Genomic DNA, 22,709 nt, shown 5'->3' on the forward strand with positions numbered 1-22,709 from the left:
TTAAGAATAACTAAAAGACACCCAACATTAAACAACCCAAGCTCTTTCTACCAACTTGAGGCACTTAAAACCGGGAAACAATAGCTCTACTAACATGTTTTGTGAATTTTCAGCCAAGACGCAACCAATCCGTCAAATTCGTATTGAACAATTTTCCTTGTTTGGAGAGTCGCGCTCATGGCAAGATAAGGTGGGCTTCCTTAGATTTGATGCTTCAGACAAGAAGCTCCTTCTTACCAAGCAAAAAAACTATAAGCGTGCTTAAGAAAGCTATTCAAACAGCAAAAAACGGCATTCGGCCGTCCAAAGACATGATAAAAATGAAAATCGAACTGAAGATACGAAAATTAAATGAAATCAAAACGAAATATATTATACTGTCTTTAGTATAGATGATTAATTTTTACTCTTGTAGTTATTGATAAAATTTTTCTCCATTTATGAAAGAAGAAATATGAAGACGTTCCTCAAAGAAATTGATGCTAAATACTTAAATGGATTCCTTAGAAACGTCCACGGAATAATACCGGCATTACACCTGAAATACAAAGAGTCCCAAGTTACAAGTATTCCGAAAAAATTCGAGGTAATTTTTTCCCTATCTGCTCGCTATGATTTTTTCAAACAAGCCCAATATTACTTACAAGTTAATAGAGTAGATGGTATCTATGCAGAGTTTGGATGCCACGAAGTAAATACTTTCCGGATGGCATTAAGAACTCTTGGCCTACCTGGAAGGCCAAACAAAATAAGCAAATTCTATGCATTTGACTCTTTTGAGGGAATGCCAGAACCTGAGGGCATAGACCGGCAGAAGATTTGGCGGAAGTCGATGAACGCAACTAGCGAGGAGGCCTTCTTACGCACCGTAAAAAAAGACCAACATCGTGTACGAACAGTAAAAGGTTTTTACGAAAACACGCTACCAAACTTCAGCTTTGAAGAACACGAAAAGATTGCCCTAGCTTATCTTGACTGCGACTATCACTCTTCCACAAAAGCTTGTTTAGATTTTCTGAATGGAAAATTTCAGCACGGATGCTTGTTAGCCTTTGACGATTGGGATTGCTACTACTCTGATCCGAAGCGAGGCCAAAAGCTCGCATTCAGCGAGTTCAAAGATAGCACTAAATCGCAATACTACTTTGAAGAGCTTTGCAATATCGCAAGTGGCGGGAAATGTTTTGTGGTTTTGGAAATAGATAAACTTGGCGTTGAAATACTGTAGATACCCAGTCAGCAAATCCTGACGCAGGTGATTAAAATTTAATCTTCGCGTCAAGTTGCGTAAAATATGATCAAATCCCTCCTTGACACCCACCCGCCGACTGCTACGATTGAATTCAACAAGGTCGATCCGGAGAATTTTCCGGTGTGTTCTGGTCATGGTTTTGCACCCATCACGCGATGTGATTTTGCAACCTACCGCATTGAAAAGAATGACTTGTGCTGATGCGCGACAGTCGCAATGCGAAATGACATTCAAGACCAGAACGGGTTGATTGCCAAAATTGACCCTTGAGACCGCCCAGCCGACAGAGCCGGTCCTGAACAAGGCCTTCTGTCACGCCAAGGACGCCACCGTAGGGTGGCTTGATGCTGGGATCGCGCAAAGGTCGAGAGTGTTTCTGTTCGGTTGTCCGCAGGTTCTTGTGGGCATTGGGAACACGTCATGCTTTGGCATTCATCACCGTCCCGACGGTGTGCCGGAGCTCCTGTTTGCCAGACAAGGAGAAGACGACATGCAAGTATCGAACACAATTGATTGCAACGGTTTGTCACCGGCCCCGACCCTTCTGCGGATCATGCAGGCACTGGTTGGCCGCGAAGACAGCGCATCGCCGCTTAATGTTCTGGTTGGGGCAGACTGCAATTGTGAACGTCTGGCGGACTCGCTTGGCGAACTGGCCGATGAGGTGCAGCTGGCAAGTGATGCAAAACAGTTTGCCCGCATCAACTGATAGCGATTAACGGGCACGCCTTCGACCTGCCCACACCGCCGGCATGCCATTGCCGGCGCAACTCCCGCCCATGATGCTTATGGCATCGCGTCGCGTAGCTGAGCGCGGCGAGAATAAAATAAAGCGCTGCGCATCGGCACAGGGGTGTGGATCACGGTAGCCCGCACCTTGCGGGTGGTGTGTCGCGCCAAAGCCATCTGGTTACCTTGTCACCGGGTCGTTTGGCGCATTTGACATGCTTGGCTTATGCCCGCGACCGGCTGATGCGACAGACGAAATAACAGGAAGCATTATGTTAGAAGATCCCGCCGACGAGAGCAGCGAGACACCCAGCCCATACGAAAACGATCCCGAGCGACCCGACTTTGCCTTTGATCCCGATGACCCCTGGACACAGACGTTTCAGGAAGGTCTTTCGCGCGCTAATCTTGCAGGCAAGACCGTTTATGAAGTCGGGGTCGGGACCGGCATCAATGTTGCCTTTATCTTGCGAAACTGCGGTGCCAAGCGCGTTTATGGCAGCGACCTTGATCCCCGCCTTGTCGTTTTGGCAGAGCGCAACATCAAAAGCCTGTCGCCCGAACATGCCAAACATTTCGAACCGGTCCATGGCAGCGTCAGCCTTGTCGATACCGACGAGGCGCGTGAAAAGGTTGCCAATACCGATGTGGTGATTGCCTGCATCCCGCAGGTGGGTGAGCCGGGCGACGAACGCCTGACCGCCTTTCGCGAGGCCCAGTCGATTGAGCTTGCCGAAGGCGCTGGCGACGAGGCCGAAGACCATATCGCGCATTATTACCCCTGGAGCCTGTTTGACGAGTATCCTTATAACTCCGTCGGGCTGGGGCTCAATGAAGCATTGATGCGCCGCATTCGTGAACATGCGCCCAATGCCGAACTGGTGATGAATTTCGGCTGTCGCATCGGCACGGAGATCATCTGCGAATGCTTTGAAGCCAATGGCTATAAGCCCGAAAAGATCGCCTCGAAAATCGTGCTGCAGCATGCGGGCACCGATATTTCGTTCTTTGTGACCCTGGAAAAGGCACTGAGCGGAACCGGGCTTGAAAAGCAGCTAGTCTGTAAATTCTATGCCGACCCGGAAGGCACGCAGCCGCTTTCAGCCACCAAGGCCCAGCAAATGATCAATAAGGATTCGAATGTGCCGCTCTATCACGAAGTGGCGGTGATTCGCGGCGTGCCGGTTTAAGACCAAGCAATATCCCGATCAGAAACAACAACACCCCGTGACCGATGGTTACGGGGTGTTTTGTGTTTGGATCGCGTAAAAGCCGCCTTGATTAATGCAGGATCTGACCCGATGCCTGATCGGGATCACCTGGCATGATCAGATCGCCGGCCATCAGGCCAAGGGCGTCAGTGGCGCGGGCAACAATAATCCGGCCTTCGACCGGGTTGCCCTTTTCCTGACGCAGGACACCCAGCGTATCGGACAAGACATCAAAGCCGCATTCTGCCAGCCATTCGCCAATCGCGCGCTGGTGATGGCGGAACCGCTGGCCGGGGCCAAGGTCAAACGGGAAGGCTTCGCCATGTTCGAGCGTGAAGACCAAAAGCGCGCCGGGCCGCATTCGTGCATGTGCAGCACGCAGGGCCGGTACCAGATCGCCAAGATAGTTCAAAACGTCTGCCGCAATCACCAGACTGTATTCCGTGCCCATTTCAGCCGGGATGTCGGTAATGTCACCGGCAACGAGCGTGCGATAAAGCCCCTTGGCGCGCGCCCGGTTGATCATGCGCGGTGACAGATCGATGCCGTCAATGGCATCGACGTGGCCCGCAAATACTTCGGCCACGAGACCCGTACCGCAGCCAAGATCAAGCACCTCAAGCGGGCGCAGCATGTCGGGCAAATGCGAACGCAGGGCTTCAAAAAGAAGCTCCGGCCCGCGATAGGCCAAACGATCCCGCAGGCTGATTTCAAAGCGCGGGGCATAATCGTCAAACAGCGCACGAACATAATCGGGCGGCAGACGATCACGAAGGGCGGCAGCACCCAGCAATGTCAGGCGGACTTCCGCCCCCATGCGATCCTTGGGATCAAGCATCAGATACTGACGGAAAGCTTCGATGGCGTTATCGGTTTCGCCGGCGCGTTCATAGATATCGCCCAGGGTAAAATGGGCTTCGTCCCATTCCCCGTCGGCTGCCAATGCAGCACGCGCAACATCAATTGCCGCGATGTAGTCGCCCTGCGATACCAATGCCAGTGCGACATCAAGCCGCCGACTGGCCGACACACGATCTTTGCTCATCTTGGGTCAGGACCTGTCCATTTTGCTGCAATGGCAGCCGTTATGTTTGTGAAATCCAAGGAAAAGCCCGCAGAGCGGGTTGGCATCCCGGACAAGGGATTTGACGCAGGAGGTCGCAAACATAACGGCTGTCCTGCGGATCGCTCGGATCTGTACGGCAACTTTGTCGCAAAACCTTGAAAGATATGTATCTTCCTGCGGTTTTGCTTCGCGTATCCGTAAAGATCTGAGCGACCATTTCAACAAAATGGACAGGTCCTGACCCAACTGAGAAATCCGAAAAAAAGGGGGTTTGGGCGATGTGCCGAAACCACAACCAAAGATAATGCTATATCTTCCTATTTTCGGAGTTTGGCAAGATAGATTAAATCATTTGAAATCAGCCTTTTAGCCGACCTCAAGGATTTTGCCTCAGGACAAAGCGGCCCTGGCATCAAGTGTGCGGCGAATCCATGGGATAAAACCATAGAGAAAGCGCGTAGTGGCCGGCATGAACCACGCCCCGTGGTGATACATCGGATCAAGCGAGGTGACGATGAGATGACCGGCAAAGCTGGTCGTGTCTTCATAAAGCACCGACCGACCGTCCTTGTAATCCACAAGTGATCTGGCATGGGGCGGCACATCAAACAGATCATGCAGATGCCAACTGACATCGGCCTTGCCGAGATCGGCAAACATGTCGTGTTCGCGTGCCGCGATTTCGAGGCCAAGGTCCGCGCCCGGTTCCAGCCACCACCAGAAATTGGTTTCGACCTGCTCGCGCGATACATCGGGCAGCCATTTTTCCTGCTCCGTATCGCCCATGGCGACCACCATGCCACCGCGATCAAGGAATGCACGTATGCGCTTGGCGTGCGGTACGATGACCTCGGCCGGTGTGCGGCATGAAATGATCAGGCCAGCGGCATCTGTCAGATCCTCGTCACGCAGATCGCGGATATAGATGACTTCATCGATATGCGGCGCAATCCGGGGATCCTCGAGCGTTGCCTTGTGATAGCCCATGCCGCCATCAAGGGCGATCAGCTTCGGGCGGGATGGATTTGAAGTATTCATGGCCGTGCTCATACCCGTTCCTCCTGCCTTGCTGTTGCCTGCACCTGAATTGTCAGCCATTTGGCAAAGTTCGGGGCAAGCCTGTCTGCCGTCGTGCCAACACCGGCCTGGGCAAAGGTCAGAAAATCATTTCCCGCGTGACAGATGATAATCCCGCCTTCCGGGCGGTGCCAGATCCAGTCGATGGGGGCCTGCATCGGATCTTCATCCATCCCGTTGAGCAGCACGGCCCCATCGGGTGCCGGATTATGACCGCGCCCCCAGAAACCGGCAACGCCACGACGGAATGTCAGATCTTCGTCGGTTACACCGTCAAACAGCGGGGGATCTGCCAATCGGGTAATCCTGAGCCCCGCCAGATTGCGTTTCGGGCGCGGGATGAATTCACCAACCCCGTCAATCACCGGATAGGCCATCGGGCCGCTCCAAAGCACAACACCGCCGCAATCAAGATAGCGCGCCAGCACATCCTTGTTGGCGAGCAAGAAGCGCAAATCGGCATGAATGGAAATCGCAAGGGCGGCATAACGCGTCAGATCAACATCGGGCAGCTCATATTGGCCGAGCCGTTCAAAAATCACCGGGGCGAAGCGGTCCCGATCGGCAAGTGACGGGGCCATTTTATCAGGCCCGATACAGGCAACATGGATGTTCTGATCCGGATGCACGTTCTTTATCCGTCTTGTTGATGTTCGCACCCGATGCCGGGGGTCAAGCAGACCCGCCCAAACATTTGTCAGGGTCTTTCGGGGTTATCACCGGCACCCCCGAATTGCAATTTATTTTGCGAACCATTCGCATATTTAAACATCAAGATGGTCTGTTGTGTATTGGCAGGGAACGGTTACGCCACGTCCAAAAGCCCGCCACTCTCTCAGAACGGCTTCAACCCTGCCTTGCAGGATCATCATCTTCTTATCTTGAATTCTGCCTTAGCATCCCCAGTTTAAAAATGTTCTGAAACAGCGCGCTATCTCAGCGTTCCCTTATGGATGAGACAAAAATTTATCGACGCCCATTGATAAAATTAATGCATTCTCATACATTAATATAAATTTCGATTTCAATGGATTGGATGATGGAAAACTTCACGCCGGTTTCCGCCCTGATTGGCGGCGGACTTATTGGTTTGGCCTCTGGCCTTTATCTTTTGCTCAATGGCCGGATTGCCGGTATCAGCGGCATTCTTGGCGGCTTGTTGACCCCGACCAAGGGTGGCTCGGCCGTGTTTGAACGCCTTGCCTTTGTCATCGGTCTGGTTGTCGGTCCGTTCATTCTGATGAATGCCACCGAGATCGCAGCCCAGAGTGTTGTGACAAGCTCGCTTCCGGTGATCATTGTTGCCGGTCTTCTGGTCGGTCTTGGCACCACGATCGGCAGTGGCTGCACCAGTGGCCATGGCATTTGCGGCCTGTCGCGCTTTTCGCTGCGTTCGCTGGTTGCGACCCTGTCCTTCATGGCGGCTGGTTTTGTCACCGTCCTTGTCACCCGTCATCTGATGGGAGGCATGTAATGCGTACGATTGTTTCCCTGATTTGCGGCATGATTTTCGGCTTTGGCCTTTATATTTCGGGTATGATTGACCCGCAGAAGGTCCTTGGCTTCCTTGATATCTGGGCGATTGCCGATGGTGGCTGGGACCCGAGCCTTGCCTTTGTCATGGGCGGTGGTCTGGCAGTTGCCATTCCGATCTTCCAGTTTGCCAAGAACCGTACCGAAGCTGTGTGTGGCGGTGAGATGAGCCTTCCGACCAACCGTGCCATTACCACCAAACTGATCGCAGGCGGTCTTCTGTTCGGGACCGGTTGGGGTCTGGTCGGCTATTGCCCCGGTCCGGCCCTGAGTGCGCTGGCATTCGGACATACCGATACGATCATTTTTGTTGTGGCAATGATTGTCGGTATGGGCGGTGCCCGTGCGGCCGGTCTGAACAAATAAGCCCTAACCTATAATCTGCTGCCGGTTTGGTCCCCCCGGCCTTTGGCCGCAGGTTTTGCAACCGCCCGTGTGTTCCACCGGGCGGTTTCGCATTTCCGGTCAAAATTTGGCTAAATTCTCGCAGCACCGGGCTTGTCTTTGGCGTTAAAATCCCATAACTGAGCTTCAGGGTCGATTATGTGACTGAGCTGTGACCCTTGTAGCGCCATATTGACGTCCATAAAGGTTTCCAAATGAAGATCGGCATTCTTGAGACCGGATTTGCCCCGGAAGAACTTCGCAGCGATTTCGCATCCTATCCCGGGATGCTTGAAAAGCTGCTTGGCGATGTTGACCCGAGCCTTGAGTTCGAAACCTGGACCGTCCTTGAAGACGTTTTCCCGGCCTCCATCGGCGATGCTGATGGCTGGGTGATCATGGGTTCCAAGCATGGCGTTTACGAAAACACCCCGTGGATGATCCGCCTGCAGGAATTCCTGCGCAATGCAGTTGATGCCGGTCAGCCGGTCTTTGGCATCTGCTTTGGCCATCAGATCCTTGCAACCGCACTTGGTGGCAAGGTGATCAAGTCTGACAAGGGCTGGGGCGTTGGTGTGCATGAATATGCGGTCGATGCCAGCAACAGCGACTGGCTTTCTGATAGCCCGGCGACCATCCGTATCAACGCCTTCCATCAGGATCAGGTTGTCGAACCGCCAAAAGGTGCAAGCGTTTGGGCAAGTTCGGATTTCTGCCCCTATGCCGGTTTGCAGTACGGACCCAATGCCGCGTCCATCCAGCCGCACCCAGAATTCATGAAACCTTATGAAACCGCACTTCTGCAGGCGCGCTATGATCTTATCCCGGATGATGTGCATGCTGCTGCCATGAAGTCGCTTGAAACGCCGATCACCAGCGTTGATTTCGCACGTTCAATCGTCAAATTCATGACCCGGAAGCGCATCAAATCGGCCGCCTGATCCAGGACTGATTTCAGCCGCGTGCCGACATACAATTTCAAAAGCCATCAGTTTTGCTGATGGCTTTTTTCGTGCCTGAACAGATAAAACACTTTATCAACCAAAGGTGTTGCATGATCCTGTCACAACAGGACTACGCCAAAAGGACATGATCGACCACAGAATGTCGACGCCCGATTGGACTGCGTGAGAGACGAGCGAATAAACAACGGGCACCTGAACCGATGATCCAGAATTTGCGGCTGTATTCCGGCCTGACCATGTTTGCCTATGTGCTGATGCATCTGTTGAACCATGCCGCAGGCATCGTTTCACCGGAATTGATGCAGGCATTCGGCGAATACACCACCGAAGTCTGGCAGTTCCTGCCGCTTGAAATTCTGTTGCTGTTGTCGTTGGTGACGCACTTCTTCCTTGCCACCGGGCGCCTGACCAGCCGCCGTACCCTGCGTCTGCGCAAATCCGAATGGGCGCAGATGATTTTGGGTCTGTGCATTCCGTTTCTTATATTTCGCCATATCATCGCGACCCGGGTCATTGATCTTGGCTTTGATGTCGATTCCCCGCATGAGCGTGTCTTGCTCGATCTGGCGGTATTCATCCCGTTTCAGGGGATTCTTCAGGCCATCACCGTCATTGTCGTCTGGGCGCACGGCTGTATCGGCATTCATTTCTGGCTTCGGGTTAAACCGTTCTATCCGAAATGGCGCAACACGCTTGGTACCCTTGCCATCCTGATCCCGACATTGTCACTGGCGGGCTATGCGGCCGCCGCCGCCGAAGTTGTCCGGCGGGCCGAGGAAGGCGGGCGCAAATACGTGTTTGGTGTGATTGATGCCGCCAATGTCAATCAGGCCGCCATCACGTTTTATGAAAACGCGATTGTGCCTTTCACGATCATCAGTATCGCCTTGGCCCTGGCACCGTTTGGCGTGCGGCAAATCCGCCAGACCATTGATCGAGTCAAACGTGGCCCGATGCTAAGCCTGCCCAATGGGCGTTTTGTGCGTGTCCCCCCCGGGGCCACCGCACTTGAAGCGCTGCGCGATGCCGGGGTTCCGATGGCATCGGTCTGTGGCGGGCATGGGCGCTGCACCACGTGCCGCATTCATTGCGGATCGGGCACCGATCAGCTGGCAGCCCCCGGCCAGATCGAGGCAGCAGCGCTTAAAAGCATCCAGGCGCCCAAGGGCATGCGCCTTGCCTGTCAGATCAGGCCGCAAAATGATCTGGCGGTCGCACCACTCTTGCCGCCCAATGCCACCGCGCGCGATGGCCGCCGCCCCGGCGGGCTTTCGGGCAGTGAAAGACAGGTTGTCTGCATCTTTATCGACTTGCGCGATTCGACCAAGCTTGGCGAAAGCAAGATGCCCTATGACGTGCTTTTCATCTTAAACCAGTTCTTTGCCGAGATGACCGAGGCGCTGCGTGCGACGGGCGGTTATTACGCGCAGTTCACGGGTGATGGCCTGATGGCGCTTTATGGTCATGAAAGTGACGATATCGAACGTACCATCCTGCAAGCGTTCGAAGGCGGGGCTGAAATGCTGCGCCGGATCGAGGGGTTGAATGAACATCTGCAATCCGAACTGCCCCATCCGCTGCGCATCGGGATCGGCATGCATATGGGCAAGGCGATTGTCGGGGAAATGGGCCCGCCCGGCCGCGAAAATATCAGCGCGATTGGCGATACCATCAACACCACCGCCCGCCTTGAAGCCCAGACCAAAGGACATGGCGTGCCATTGGTGATTTCAAAGGCACTGTTTGATCATGGGCCGATTCCCTTGCCGGAAAACGCCGCCGTGCATGAGGTTGCATTGCGTGGCAAGAACCAGTCGGTGGCCTATTACGCACTTGATGCCATACCCGATCTGACAAAGACCAAGAAATAGGTGCGCGGAAGGCGGCCACACGCAGGCAAGGCTTGACTATTGCGGGGAAAACCACATTTATTTGAATAGATGAAAATGTCTGGTGCCGAATGCTTCGGGTCGGACGCCCGGATGCCCAAAACGCAGATTGCGCGGGATCCGAATATAACCACACTCGCTCTGACGGAGGAGGTGCTGCAAATGTCGCGAATTTCAATGTTCAACAGCCCGCTGCTTTTGGGTTTCGATCAGATCGAACGCGTTCTGGATCAGGTCTCGAAAACCAAGGCCGAGGGTTATCCGCCCTATAACATCGAGCAGATCGGTGAAAACAAACTGCGCATTACCGTCGCGGTCGCCGGATTTGCCGAAGAAGACCTGTCGGTAACCACCGAAGACAATCAGCTGATCATCCGTGGCAAACATACCGACGATGACAGCGAACGTGTCTATATCCATCGTGGCATTGCGTCACGCCAGTTCCAGCGCTCCTTCGTTCTTGCCGAAGGCATCGAAGTTGTCGGCGCGCATCTTGATAACGGTCTTTTGCATGTTGATCTCAACAGACCTTTGCCGGAACCGGTCGTGCGTGAAATCGCGATTGGATCGAACAAGAAAAAAGCTGTGCCTTCCCGCACCATAGACATGAAGGTCGAGGAAGAGGACAGCACTGCCGATACAGAAAACGGCAAAGCCTAACCAAGGAGTGGTTAAAATGACAAACCGGACAGACAACCACGACACAAAGAGCCCGCAGAGGATCGGTCAGGATACCGGCCTTCTGTCAAATGGTGACTTCGCCCTGTTGGGTATCCATGACTTTGCCTATGTGCGTCAGGTCCCCAATACCGAAGAAGACAGTGATGAACTGGTCTATGGCGTATTTACCGCTGACGGGACGCATATCGCGTCCTTTGAAAACCATGCTGTTGCGGATGCTGCCATCCGCCAGCACGACATGGAACCGCGCGCGGTCCATTGATCAGACACGGCTATCGTGAAATGCAAGGATGCCCGGCCATGTGCCGGGCATTTTTTATATCTGTGAGATGTTTTCGGGAACTTCCGCCACCTAGCGGATTTCAATCACTTCACCCGGCACGGCCATGCGGACCTGCTCATTGCCGTGAATGACCTGGGCCATCTCGGCCCGCACATCGCGTTTGACATGATAAAGCCAGAACCGCGCACCGGGCATGTCGGATGCCAGTTTCAAAACCGTTTCAAGATCACAATGGGCCGCATGTTGCGGATCATGTTTGATCAGATAGGTTTCCTGAAACACCAGATCCGCACCGGTAAACAGCGCTGCGGTATCGGCCGTGACATTGCCATCGCCGGAATAGGCAAAGCCCTTATCGGCATATCGGAGCAGGATGGCATGGTTCTGGACACTATGGTCGGACCGCGCAAAGCGACATTCAAACGGACCGATTTTTGATGTATCGGCAATCGAATGCCAGATGATGGTAAACGGCCAGGCCGATCCCAGACCGGTAAAGCCAAGCTCCATCAGTTTTTCAAGATGGGTCCGCAATTGCGGCGAGCACAGAATGCGGAGCGGCTTGGAACGCCCGTCATCGCGCCAGTTCAGCATGATCGGCACCAGACCAAAAATGTGGTCGGGATGCATATGGGTAAAATAGATCGCATCAATTGCATCGGGATCAGGGAATTTACCCATCAGATGGCCGGCCGCCGTCGCCCCGCAATCAATCAGCAGACGGAAATCGCCCGCAGACACGACAACAGATGAATTTTCAAAATTCGGATCGAATGCCTCGCCAACGCCAAGAACATCAATGCGCAGATGATCGCTGTTCATTGCCTTATCGCCCCGCCATTGCCCCTATCGGGATCAACTATACCAGTTTCAGACCGACATTCTTGTGATTTCGGGCATCACAAGGCAAGGGGTTCTGCGTTTGTCACAATGATCATCTTCGAACTGTCATATTCCAAAAGGAAGGGGCGGAACCAAACGGTCCCGCCCCAAAAGGCATTTTCAAAGTGATTTGGCCGGATTTAACGCGCAAGCACCTCGGCAGCTTCACGGGTCCGCTGTACCGAGGCTGCAACGGTATGGGTCGTTGCACGGATCGCTTCTAGGTTCTGCGACATGTCTTCGACAGAATGTGCCATCTCACGCACGCTGGCACTGACATTTTCAGTAACCGCTGTCTGTTGGGTCACGGCCGAAGAGATGTTTGTGACATCATTGCGGACCGTTTCAACAGAACCACGAATGGTCTCAAGCGCACCTGCCACTTCGGCGGAAATATCCTGAATACCGGTGATTTCCTGGGTAATATCCTCGGTCGCACGGGCAGCCTGATTGGCAAGGTTCTTGACCTCGTTGGCGACCACGGCAAAGCCTTTGCCAGCTTCGCCAGCACGCGCACTTTCGATCGTCGCGTTCAGCGCCAGCAGGTTGATCTGACCTGCAATATTACGAATAACCTCAACGATATTGCCCATTTCATCGACCACACCGGTCATGCGTTGGGTCATTTCGTTAGCGGTGTTGGTCTGCTCATAAGCCCGTTCGGTTTCACCTTGGGACTGCGCCATACTCTGCGAGATTTCAGCAATAGATGCCGCCATTTGCTCTGCACTGGCGGCTACGTTCCGAGTGAGGTCCATTGTGTTGCTTGAGGCATCAACACTTTTGGCAGTGCGGTCGTTCAGCTCGTCGATATTGCCGGTGATTTCGGCAAAGTTGCCATCGATCATCTGTTTGAGATCAATCAAAAGCTTGGTCTGCTCGGTAATGTCCGTGGCGAACTTGATAACCTTGATCGGGTTGCCGACGGCATCAAGAACCGGGTTATAGGTGGCCTCAATCCATACCGGATTGCCATTCTTGCCAACACGCTGGAACTGACCGGACTGGAATTTACCCTGATTAAGGTTCTCCCAGAATATCCGGTATTCGGAAGAATTGCGCTGATCAGCCGGAACAAACATGCTGTGATGCTTGCCTTTGATTTCATCAAGGCTGTAGCCGAGAACAGACAGGAAGTTTTCATTGGCAGTCAGAATCGTGCCGTCCAGATCAAATTCGATCACGGCCTGCGACGTGCTGATGGCGTCAAACACGCTTTGCAGCAAAGCCCGCTCGTTGCGGCGTTCGGTAATATCGGTAGCAAATTTGACGACTTTAGTAACCCGACCTTTTGAGTCAAAAATCGGGTTATAGGTTGCCTCAAGCCATATCAAAGATCCGTCCCGGCGTTTGCGCGGAAATGCACCGCTCAGAAACTCACCAGCCGCGAGCTTCTTCCAGAAGTCTTTGTATTCTGCCGAATTGACGATTTCTTTGGGAACAAACATCGCATGGTGTTTACCGATGATATCGGACGCCTTGTAACCCATCAACTTTTCGAAATTTTCGTTAGCGCCCAGAATATTACCGTTGGCATCAAATTCGATGCGCGCCATTGAGCGTCCGAGCGCGGCAGCAACCTGCTGTTCGCTGCGCGCTTCCTTCTCACCCTTAAAAATTCCAATACCCACTTCGATACCCTTTTGGTTGACGGGACTTTCCCGTTTATCCCGTCATTTTTTGCGGGATCATTTTGTTCGACCGTTTGGTCAAGATTGTACTTAAGCAAAAATCCCGACACACATGCGGGACGTGTGACCGGGACTACAGCAACGCTGTTCTATGCATCGTTACAGGTTATACGGCTCGCTCTTGCAGGAAGATCATAACTTCTCACCAACCCAAAATAGGTGGCTCACAGTCAGTATCGGAACAATTGACGGTTCTTCGACCTTTGCGCCGGAAATCCTGAATGATCTGAAATGCTGCACGAACGGCGGAAAACTGCACCGAAGATCAATTACCCCACCCCGGAGCAACTGATCACTAGATCAAATCATATACATTAGTGTAGCGCAAGAAAAATTGAACTTTTGCCCCTTGAAAACCAACCTATGATATCCAGTGGCAAGCAAGAACGAAGCAATTCCAACAACTGTTTCAATTATTACAGCCTGTTGTTTCACAAATTATAGTAATTTAATAAATAGCCCTTATCCGCAGAAATCTGCGTTGTTCATTCTGTCGAAACAGTCATTTTCCAAAACACACTTCTTTTGTATAGTATTCCGGTTGCATTAATGAGTATGGGTCATCTTTGAAGTTGTCCGGGGATTTTTGATCGGGTCGAGTCTTGGAGGATTCGTCTTTGAAAATTGACACCGCCGCCACGCGATTCAAACCGCACGGGCACCGTGACGTGCCGATGCCTTCAGACGATTTTGGTCAGCGTTATTTGGCCAGGACAGAGGCCGCTTCCTGAGTTTTCTTGACCGATTCCGCCACCCGTGAAGTTGATACACGAATGTTTTCCAAGTTGCTGGTCAACCCTTCTACGGATGACGCCATCATACGCATATTTTCGGTCACACCGCTCGTCACAGCACTTTGCTCTTCGACTGCGGAAGAAATGCTGGTCACACCATCACGGACCGTTTCCACTGCCCTTTGAATGGTTTCCAATGCGCCGACAACCTCACCCGAGATGGCCTGAATACCTGAAATCTCTTCGGAAATATCCTCCGTCGCCTTGGCCGCCTGATTGGCAAGGTTTTTGACCTCGTTTGCGACCACGGCGAACCCTTTGCCCGCCTCGCCCGCGCGAGCACTTTCAATCGTTGCGTTGAGCGCCAGAAGGTTGATCTGCCCGGCAATATTGCGGATCACTTCGACAATATTGCCCATGGCATCGACAACTTGGGCCATGCGCTGGGTCGATTCATTGGCTGTCACCGTTTCGGCAAAGGCACGTTCAGTTTCCGAGCGCGACTGGCTCATGCTTTGTGAAATTTCAGCAATCGACGCCGCCATCTGCTCGGCACTGGCCGAAACCGTATGCACCGTGTTTGAGGTCTCCTCGGACATCGAAACACTTTGATCAGCGGTGCTGTTGAGCTCGCCCAAATTGCCGTCGATTTCTCTGAAGTTGGTGTCGATGATGCGTTTCAGATCAAGCAGCAGCTTGGTTTGCGCGGTAATGTCGGTGGCAAATTTGACAACCTTGAACGGTCGCCCGACCGGATCAAGAACCGGGTTGTAGGATGCGGAAATCCAGACTTCCCTGCCGCCTTTGCCAATGCGTTTGAATTCGCCGGAATTGTATTCACCGGCATTCAGGGTTTTCCAGAAATCCTTGTATTCCTGAGAGTTCCGATATTCGGGTTCGATGAAGATGCTGTGATGCTTGCCCTGGATTTCCTCAAGCTTGTAGCCCATGACATCGAGAAACATCTGGTTGGCCGAAATGATCGTGCCATCAAGCTCAAACTCGATGGTTGCCTGTGATTTTTCGATGGCCCTGAAAACGCTTTGCCACATCGCACGTTCAACGCGGCGCTCTGTGATATCAGAGGCAAATTTCACCACCTTCTTGGGCTTGCCATGGCGGTTCAGAATCGGGTTGTAGCTTGCCTCAAGCCAGATCATGTCGCCATTCTTCTTACGCCTTGGCATGGCGCCAGAAACAAACTGGCCGGAACGGAGTTCTGCCCAGAAGGCTTTGTATTCCGTTTCATCAAAGATTTCCGGCGGCATGAAGATGCGGTGATGCTTGCCGACAATCTCGTCGAGCGTATAGCCCATGGTTTGCAGGAAGTTTTCGTTGGCAGTGATAATGTTGCCATCCAGATCGAACTCGATAATCGCCATCGACCGATTGAGCGCATCGAAGATCTGGGTTTTTTCTCTCACACTGTCATTGCTGCCAAACATCGCCCGTTCCTGATGATTTCAATTTCTGATTTCATTCAGGTGGGAAAGCACGGCACCCATTGCAAGGAAACGTAACGTCATCCTGCTGATAGCCTAAGGCCCCCTACAACGCCAAATCGTATCAGGCGGGCCATTTCACAATATAGCGGGTCAGGTCCGGGTGGGCTTCGTCTTCGGGGATGGCCATGCCGCGCACCGACATGCCCGCCATAATGGCTGAGTCCGGGAAACCGGTCTTTAGCGGGTGCCAGTCGGGCAATGGTTTGCCTTCTGCCATCAGGCGATAGGCACAGGTTGACGGCATCCATGTCAGGGTTTCGACATTTTCCTTGGAAAGCTGGACGCAATCGGGAACGTGTTCGGTACGATTAGGATAATCCTTACAGCGGCAGCTATGACAATCAAGCAGCCGGCAGGCGACAGAGGTGTAATAGACGAAATCGTCTTCTTCATCCTGAAGCTTGTGCAGGCAACATTTGCCACAGCCATCGCACAGGGATTCCCATTCTTCCTGCGTCATTTCCGCAAGTGTCTTGGTTTCCCAGAACGGTTCAGGTCCTATCGCAGCAGGGGCTTTTTTATCCATGGTCTCTCTCAATCGGGCCGTCGATCAGACATAACACAGTCTAGGCACCACGTATGCCCCGATGAATTCACGTCTGATACCGCTTTGATCAACTCTGTGCGATCATATGGAAGAAGGAGCCGAAAATACGGCCTTCCACCAGCCCCGCTGGCCCCAGATCAAGACCGGTTGCCGTTTTCATCCGGCAAAACGGCATACCGTCTTCCGAGAGCGTCGTCGCATAATGAAATTCATGGCCGCGCAACTTCATGCCCGCCGGACCAAACGGGGTCGGAATGCCCAGCTGCGCTTCCCGGTAGCCAAGATGCAGCCGACGAGAGGCGAAGCTTGTTTCAAGCGGCAATAGTCCCAGCATTTCATGGCGCGTGCCACTGGCATCGACAAGGCCCTTGCCAAGAGTCATATAGCCCCCGCATTCACCGTAAATCAGGACACCCTTTTGGGCTGCATCCCGCATCCCGGCCTTGAAAGCCTTGGCTGCGGCAAGTGTTTTGGCGTGAAGTTCGGGGTAGCCCCCGGGCAGATAAATCGCATCGCAATCGGGGTTGGGTGCCTCATCGGCCAGTGGCGAGAAAAAGGAAATCCTGGCACCGCTTGCGCGCCAACCATCCAGAAGGTGTGGATAGCTAAAGGCAAAGGCCGCATCCCGCGCCACCGCGATATAGCTCCCAAGCGGGGCAATCAGCGGGGCGCTTTGTTCAGCCTTCGCGGATTCTCCAGACTTTCCGGCTTTCTTGGTCTTCCCGGCCTTCTGATTGATCAGTGCGATCAAGGCATCAAGATCGACATCTTCGCTGATGATATCAGCGGCACGATCGAGAAATGCATCAAGTTCGGAATGTTCACCCGCCTGCACCAGACCAAGATGGCGTTCGGGCAGGATCAGATCTTCGCTACGCCGGACCGCGCCCAGAACCGGCAGGTCGGGCAGATGTTTGGCGCAGGCATCAACGATCATTTGTTTGTGGCGGTCACTGCCAACACGGTTAAGGATCACACCGGCGACATTGATGTCATCGCGAAATTTGGCAAAGCCTGAAATGACGGCTGCGGCTGATGCCGACTGCCCTTTGACATCGACCACCAGAACAATTGGCCACCCGGCAAGGGCCGCAAGATCAGCGGTTGAGCCATCGCCATTCGCCGCCCCGTCAAACAGGCCCATCACCCCTTCACACATCAAGAAGGCTTTGCCTTTGACGTGGTCGGTCGCAAGGCCCTTGATCTGATCGGGCGTCATCGCCCATGGATCAAGATTGATGCAGGTATCGCGGCAGGCAGCAGCCTGAAATGCCGGATCAATATAGTCCGGACCGGTTTTGGCCGCGGCAACCGTGTGTCCGTTACGTGTCAGGGCGCGCAAAAGCGCCAGTGTAATCACAGTTTTTCCGCTGTTGGACGCGGGGGCCGCGATCACGATCCCCGGAATGGTGTCAGGCATTTAGGGTCAGGACCTACTAATTTGGTGTGACTGGTTCACCGAACCGAACTCATTTGCCATGATCATGGCATTGCGCGGCTTGGGAGCCAAACTCAATCACATCCTCAGCCGTTCTTTTTGACGGCCTCGGTCACACCCTTTGCCATGTCTTCGGGGCTGGTGCCGTAATTGAAGTGACGGACAAATTTGCCGTCGCGATCCATCAGATACACAAACGATGAATGGTCCATCAGATAGCTGTCGGTGTCTTCGGGCTGACCTTCGGGGATCGCCTTGGCGTAATAGACCCGATAGGCCTTGGCAGCCGCCGTCGTCTGTTCGACCGTGCCGGTCAGGCCGACCATGCGTTCATGGAAATAGGGGACGTATTCGGCAACTGCTTCGACCGTGTCGCGTTCGGGATCGACGGTGAAGAAGACCGGGGTGATTTCATCGGCGATGTCCTGGGGTATCATATCAAGGGCGGTGCCCATGACCTGCAATTCGGTCGGGCAGACATCCGGGCAGAAGGTATAGCCGAAATAGGCCAGCATGTATTTGCCCGCAAAGTCTTCCTGGGTGACGGTTTCACCATCCTGATTGACCAGTTCGAACGGCCCGCCGATGGCAGCCGAACCTGATGATCCGGTTTCGGTTCCCATCATCATCAGACGATAGGTCAGTCCGATCCCAAGAACCAGGGCAATACCCAGAATTGCCAGAAGCGTCTTTTTGCTCACGCGTCCACCCTCATGTCTTTGCCGGTTATGTCGTTACGGACAACCGATCTTTGTGCGTCACAAACTGACCCGGCACTATAAATATCCCGGTCATTCTTGCAAGGTCAGCCCCTGTGGGAAAGCTCACACTTGATCACAATCCCCTGAAAACATGGGGCTTTGGTATGCCGGCCATTCGTTAGGCAAGTGTCGCTGCCGCCAAGGCAAACAGGATCACACCGTTAATAATCATAAGCCCACGCCCAACCGGCACCATCAGGGCCCGGAACCGCTGTGCGGCATATTGTCCGACAAAACCGGTGACAAACAGCATCGGCACGGTGCCAAGGCCAAAGACCAGCATCACCACCCCGCCATTGAGCGCCGCCCCGGTGGCAGCCGCCATGACAAGCGCGCCATAGACCAAACCACAGGGAATAAAGCCCAGCATCACACCGAGCAAATAACCCCGCCAGCCATAGGGGGCGGCAAATAGCCCACGGGCATGATTGCCCACCAGTTTGTTCCACCAGCGCGATTCACCGGTTGATGGCAACAAGCCGCCCAAATGGGGCATGAGGCCGAGAATGCCAAACAGGAGGAAAAACAAACCGGCTGCAATCAGCAGGACCGGCCCGATCCACCAGACACGGGTCAGGGCACTGATGCTGTCAGTGAAATAGCCGGCGAGAATGCCCAGCAGGCAATAGGTCGACAAACGGCCAAGCTGATAGGGCAGCAGGGCCGCACCGGTGAGACGGCGGAACTCGCTCATTTTCTCGACCGGGAGCTGTTCCATCCGGCTGGTGACCTGACTGATGACGAACGGACCACACATGCCGACACAATGGGTCGCACTGCCGACAAGGCCCGCCACAAGCGCCGTCAAAAGCACGCCGCCATCCGTGCGCACGATATCGGCACATTGTGCCCAACCGCTTTCAAGGATGCGTATCAATACCTGCTGTTCGTCCATGATCCATCCGGGTCAAAAGAATTGCTGCGATTGTACAATCGCCAATCGCCCCGGCAACGATATATATCAATCTGTTGCCGTCCTGAACGGATGGCTCGAAAACTAGTCTTTTAGGGGATCAGCCGGTGTGGTGATCAGGTCAAGCACCTGTTCGAACGGCACATGGCGCACGGCGGTCACATCATCCTGCGGCGAAAGCCAATTCAGACGATCCCGCAGACCGACAACCTTGCCCAGGATGCACACCGCAGGCGGTTCAACGCCTTCGCGTTCAACATCATCAGCCGCCTTTTCAAGGGTAGTGATCAGAATACCCTGCCCCGGTGTGGTGGCCTGACTGATCACGGCAAGCGGTTCATCCGCCGCCCGACCATTTTTCATCAGTTCTGATGAAATCCGGCGCAGATGTTTCATCGCCATATACATGACAAGAACCGGCGCACCCTTGGCAAGGGCCGCCCAGTTGATGTTGTCCGGAACATCGCCACTTGATCCGTGGCCGGTGACAAAGGTGACCGACGAGTTGCAATCGCGATGGGTGGTCGGAATACCGGCATAGGCCGCACCGGCGATGCCCGCGGTAATGCCCGGCACAACGCGGAAGGGCACATTGTGATCGACAAGCGTCATGCCCTCTTCCCCGCCGCGGCCAAAGACGAACGGATCGCCGCCCTTTAGGCGCAGAACACGCAGGCCCTTTTTGGCCAGTTCGACAAGCTGCAGGGAAATATCGGTTTGCTTGGATGACGGACGCCCGCCGCGCTTGCCGGCATAGATGCGTTCGGCATCACTGCGCAGAAGGTTCAAAATCCGTTCATCAACCAGCGCATCATAGACAACGACATCGGCCTGTTGCATGGCATTGACGGCATGCAGCGTCAACAGACCGGGATCACCCGGCCCCGCGCCAACAAGCCATACCCAACCCGGTTCAAAAACCGGAAAATCAACACCAAGGTTCGTCATCACGTATTACTTCTACTTAAATGGAATGCAGCCCTCTGTGCAGGACCACATCAAGAAGATATGTTAAACAGCAATCAAACGATACGCACAACATATTTCCGATATTTTTTCGTATAACTTTTAAAACAACATAATTAATGATGTTTAATTGAGTTTCCCAAGCGAATCTCACCCGCGCCCTCAATAGCGAAAACACCGGCAGGATTGACAGGAAAAAATCATCTGATGACGCGAAAACCGGACGGACCACTGCGCAAGGGATGGACGACGGGGGCCTGTGCCACCGCCGCAACCCGTGCCGCGTGGCAGGCATTGCTGTCCGGCGCATTTCCCGATCCGGTTACCATCATCCTGCCGCGTGGGGAAACCCCGTCCTTTAAGTTGGTCAAGGCGGAAAAGGGCGATGGTTGGGCGCGGGCCAGTGTGATCAAGGATGCCGGTGATGATCCCGATGTTACGCACGGGGCGGAAATCATATCGACCGTGCGCATTGGAAAGCCCGGAAGCGGCATCACATTTCATGCCGGTGACGGGGTGGGCACCATCACCAAACCGGGATTGCCATTACCGCCGGGCGAGCCCGCGATCAATCCTAAACCGCGCGAAATGATGATCGGACAGATCGAAGATCTTTGCGATCAGTTTGGCGTAAATCCTGATGTCGAGATCGAGATATCCATTCCCGGCGGTGCCGAGATCGCCACCAAGACATGGAACGGGCGCCTTGGCATTGTTGGCGGATTATCGGTTCTGGGCACGACGGGGATTGTCATTCCGTTTAGCTGTTCGGCGTGGATTCATTCGATCCATCGCGGGATTGATGTGGCACGCGCCACAGGACGGGGACATGTGGCCGGGGCAACTGGCAAAACGTCGGAAGCCGCCATTCGCGCGTTTTACGGCCTGCCCGAGGAAGCCATTCTGGATATGGGCGACTTTGTCGGCGGGATGCTGAAATATCTGCGCAAAAATCCCATCCCCTTTGTCAGCATTGCCGGCGGCTTTGCCAAGCTGGTCAAGCTTGCACAGGGCCATCTTGATTTGCATTCCAGCAGGTCACAGGTCGATTTCGACCGGCTGGCGCAAATAGTGGGGGCATGTGGCGGTGATGAAAGCCTGCAAGAGCAATGTCGCAGCGCCAATACAGCCAAACAGGTTCTGGAACTTTGTCAGGCGAAAAACGTTCCTATTGCAGATGCCATCGCCCGTCAGGCCTGCGAATCCGCACGTGCCACACTTGATGGGGCATCAGCGGTCGAAATCGTCATTACCGATCGCAGCGGCACCATCGTTGCCCGCCACGGCATTGGCGATTTTGATCGGTTCCGACCGGTGCCATCGTAACGATTGGATCGTTAAACTGGTCCCGCAGCCCGGTTATCAACTGATCCGACCAAACGACAAAGCAACAAAAAGGTTTTCTGCCCATGTCCCTCGCCCGTCCTGCCAGCCGTCCGAAACACATCCTTATTTTTGGCGGGACCGGAGACGCAAATCGCATTGCCGAAGACCTCCTGCATGAATTTGGCGGCGATATCCGCCTGCAGCTTTCGCTTGCCGGGCGCACCAGCGCCCCCAGCCTGCCCGATGGGGTGCCGGTCCGGATTGGCGGTTTCGGCGGACCCGAAGGCATTATTTCCTATGTCAAAAGCGAACAGATTGATCTGGTGATTGACGCCACCCATCCCTATGCCACCGAGATATCGCACAATGTCGCCCAGGCCTGTCACGCGGTCGCCATGCCCTGCATTCAATTCCACCGCCCGGCATGGGAAAAGACCGACAAGGACAACTGGATTTCGGTAAAATCGATCGAGGAAGCCGCGAAAATCCTGCCCGAAATCGGCACGCGCGCCTTGATTGCAAGCGGGGCAAAGAACCTGCATGCCTTTGAAGGGCTTGAAAAAACATGGTTGCTTGTCCGTACCGTAGATGCCCCGCGCGATCCGTTCGATCTGGAACATGGCGAATGGCTGTTTGCCCGTGGCCCGTTCAGCGTTGAAAGCGAAACCGAGCTTCTTGAACGCCACGAGGTCAATGTCATTGTCAGCAAGAATAGCGGCGGCGATGCGACCTATGCCAAGATCGAGGCTGCACGCAATCTGGGCATCCCGGTCATCATGATCGAACGTCCCGGTGGTGAGCCGGTCATTCAGGCGCCGTCACGCGAAGAGATCATCAAGCGCGTGCATGAGATTCTTGATCAAATCTGACGCCGGA

General features: G+C 53.9%; 22 protein-coding genes. 11 read left to right on the plus strand and 11 right to left on the minus strand.

The annotated features are described in order from the left end of the window. The first annotated feature begins 454 nt into the window (after nucleotides 1-454). The 3 genes from CMO10_RS00335 to CMO10_RS00345 all read left to right on the plus strand — a co-directional run bounded on the left by CMO10_RS00335 (nucleotide 455) and on the right by CMO10_RS00345 (nucleotide 3,171). Nucleotides 455-1,228: a TylF/MycF/NovP-related O-methyltransferase gene (locus CMO10_RS00335; RefSeq protein ID WP_297018298.1), complete on the plus strand. Its 774-nt coding sequence runs from the start codon at nucleotides 455-457 to the stop codon at nucleotides 1,226-1,228. A gap of 274 nt (nucleotides 1,229-1,502) precedes the next feature. Beyond that, on the plus strand, nucleotides 1,503-1,961 hold the full coding sequence (locus tag CMO10_RS00340; RefSeq protein WP_297018299.1) for a hypothetical protein: 459 nt from the start codon (nucleotides 1,503-1,505) through the stop codon (nucleotides 1,959-1,961). 292 nt (nucleotides 1,962-2,253) lie between these two features. Next, nucleotides 2,254-3,171 (plus strand): 50S ribosomal protein L11 methyltransferase, encoded by a 918-nt coding sequence (locus tag CMO10_RS00345; protein WP_297018301.1) that lies wholly within the window; start codon nucleotides 2,254-2,256, stop codon nucleotides 3,169-3,171. Between the two features lie 91 nt (nucleotides 3,172-3,262). Here the strand turns inward: CMO10_RS00345 and CMO10_RS00350 are convergent, their stop codons facing one another. The 3 genes from CMO10_RS00350 to CMO10_RS00360 form a co-directional block, all read right to left on the minus strand. Next, nucleotides 3,263-4,237 carry a class I SAM-dependent DNA methyltransferase gene (locus CMO10_RS00350; protein WP_297018303.1) on the minus strand — a complete coding sequence of 325 codons (975 nt, stop codon included), beginning with the start codon at nucleotides 4,235-4,237 and terminating at the stop codon, nucleotides 3,263-3,265. A 411-nt stretch (nucleotides 4,238-4,648) separates the two neighbouring features. Further along, on the minus strand, nucleotides 4,649-5,296 hold the full coding sequence (locus tag CMO10_RS00355; RefSeq protein ID WP_297018304.1) for a hypothetical protein: 648 nt from the start codon (nucleotides 5,294-5,296) through the stop codon (nucleotides 4,649-4,651). Between the two features lie 8 nt (nucleotides 5,297-5,304). Further along, entirely contained in the window at nucleotides 5,305-5,964 is a 660-nt protein-coding gene (locus CMO10_RS00360; protein WP_297018305.1) for a hypothetical protein, read from the minus strand. 410 nt (nucleotides 5,965-6,374) lie between these two features. On the opposite strand from CMO10_RS00360, the gene CMO10_RS00365 reads away from it, so the two are divergent. The 6 genes from CMO10_RS00365 (at nucleotide 6,375) to CMO10_RS00390 (ending at nucleotide 11,049) form a co-directional block, all read left to right on the plus strand. Then, complete coding sequence (locus tag CMO10_RS00365) at nucleotides 6,375-6,809, plus strand: YeeE/YedE family protein (protein ID WP_082049921.1); 435 nt, start codon at nucleotides 6,375-6,377, stop codon at nucleotides 6,807-6,809. Beyond that, complete coding sequence (locus tag CMO10_RS00370; protein ID WP_297018308.1) at nucleotides 6,809-7,234, plus strand: DUF6691 family protein; 426 nt, start codon at nucleotides 6,809-6,811, stop codon at nucleotides 7,232-7,234. The genes CMO10_RS00365 and CMO10_RS00370 overlap by 1 nt, the downstream gene beginning before the upstream one ends. 233 nt (nucleotides 7,235-7,467) lie before the next feature. Then, a complete protein-coding gene (locus CMO10_RS00375; RefSeq protein WP_297018310.1) occupies nucleotides 7,468-8,193 on the plus strand; it encodes a type 1 glutamine amidotransferase in 726 nt (241 codons plus the stop codon). 224 nt (nucleotides 8,194-8,417) lie between these two features. Beyond that, a complete protein-coding gene (locus tag CMO10_RS00380; protein WP_297018313.1) occupies nucleotides 8,418-10,088 on the plus strand; it encodes an adenylate/guanylate cyclase domain-containing protein in 1,671 nt (556 codons plus the stop codon). 180 nt (nucleotides 10,089-10,268) lie between these two features. Next, nucleotides 10,269-10,766, plus strand: coding sequence for an Hsp20 family protein (locus CMO10_RS00385; protein WP_297018315.1), 498 nt, complete (start codon nucleotides 10,269-10,271; stop codon nucleotides 10,764-10,766). A 16-nt stretch (nucleotides 10,767-10,782) separates the two neighbouring features. Beyond that, nucleotides 10,783-11,049 (plus strand): DUF1150 family protein, encoded by a 267-nt coding sequence (locus CMO10_RS00390; protein ID WP_044830097.1) that lies wholly within the window; start codon nucleotides 10,783-10,785, stop codon nucleotides 11,047-11,049. 90 nt (nucleotides 11,050-11,139) lie between these two features. Here CMO10_RS00390 and CMO10_RS00395 read toward each other — a convergent pair whose 3' ends face one another. From CMO10_RS00395 to cobA, 8 genes are all read right to left on the minus strand, one after another. Next, the gene (locus CMO10_RS00395; protein WP_044830096.1) at nucleotides 11,140-11,892 is read right to left on the minus strand and encodes an MBL fold metallo-hydrolase; all 753 of its coding nucleotides are present in this window, start codon (nucleotides 11,890-11,892) and stop codon (nucleotides 11,140-11,142) included. A gap of 200 nt (nucleotides 11,893-12,092) precedes the next feature. Further along, nucleotides 12,093-13,583, minus strand: a complete 1,491-nt coding sequence (locus tag CMO10_RS00400) for a methyl-accepting chemotaxis protein (protein WP_297018320.1) — start codon at nucleotides 13,581-13,583, stop codon at nucleotides 12,093-12,095. Nucleotides 13,584-14,343: 760 nt separating this feature from the next. Beyond that, nucleotides 14,344-15,822, minus strand: a complete 1,479-nt coding sequence (locus tag CMO10_RS00405) for a methyl-accepting chemotaxis protein (protein WP_297018322.1) — start codon at nucleotides 15,820-15,822, stop codon at nucleotides 14,344-14,346. Nucleotides 15,823-15,943: 121 nt separating this feature from the next. Beyond that, nucleotides 15,944-16,408 (minus strand): YcgN family cysteine cluster protein, encoded by a 465-nt coding sequence (locus tag CMO10_RS00410; protein ID WP_297018325.1) that lies wholly within the window; start codon nucleotides 16,406-16,408, stop codon nucleotides 15,944-15,946. Nucleotides 16,409-16,496: 88 nt separating this feature from the next. Beyond that, entirely contained in the window at nucleotides 16,497-17,849 is a 1,353-nt protein-coding gene (locus CMO10_RS00415) for a cobyrinate a,c-diamide synthase (RefSeq protein WP_297018328.1), read from the minus strand. A 104-nt stretch (nucleotides 17,850-17,953) separates the two neighbouring features. Beyond that, nucleotides 17,954-18,568: an SCO family protein gene (locus tag CMO10_RS00420; protein ID WP_297018330.1), complete on the minus strand. Its 615-nt coding sequence runs from the start codon at nucleotides 18,566-18,568 to the stop codon at nucleotides 17,954-17,956. Between the two features lie 178 nt (nucleotides 18,569-18,746). Beyond that, a complete protein-coding gene (locus CMO10_RS00425) occupies nucleotides 18,747-19,523 on the minus strand; it encodes a sulfite exporter TauE/SafE family protein (RefSeq protein WP_297018332.1) in 777 nt (258 codons plus the stop codon). 102 nt (nucleotides 19,524-19,625) lie between these two features. Beyond that, nucleotides 19,626-20,489 (minus strand): uroporphyrinogen-III C-methyltransferase, encoded by an 864-nt coding sequence (gene cobA, locus CMO10_RS00430; RefSeq protein WP_297018334.1) that lies wholly within the window; start codon nucleotides 20,487-20,489, stop codon nucleotides 19,626-19,628. A 225-nt stretch (nucleotides 20,490-20,714) separates the two neighbouring features. Here cobA and CMO10_RS00435 point away from each other — a divergent pair, with 225 nt between their 5' ends. Both CMO10_RS00435 and CMO10_RS00440 read left to right on the plus strand, forming a co-directional pair. Continuing rightward, nucleotides 20,715-21,833, plus strand: a complete 1,119-nt coding sequence (locus CMO10_RS00435; protein ID WP_297018335.1) for a cobalt-precorrin-5B (C(1))-methyltransferase — start codon at nucleotides 20,715-20,717, stop codon at nucleotides 21,831-21,833. An 83-nt stretch (nucleotides 21,834-21,916) separates the two neighbouring features. Next, complete coding sequence (locus tag CMO10_RS00440) at nucleotides 21,917-22,702, plus strand: cobalt-precorrin-6A reductase (RefSeq protein ID WP_297018337.1); 786 nt, start codon at nucleotides 21,917-21,919, stop codon at nucleotides 22,700-22,702. The last annotated feature ends 7 nt before the right edge of the window (nucleotides 22,703-22,709 follow it).

The sequence above is a fragment of the Thalassospira sp. genome (assembly GCF_002709775.1).
Taxonomy (GTDB): Bacteria; Pseudomonadota; Alphaproteobacteria; order Rhodospirillales; family Thalassospiraceae; genus Thalassospira.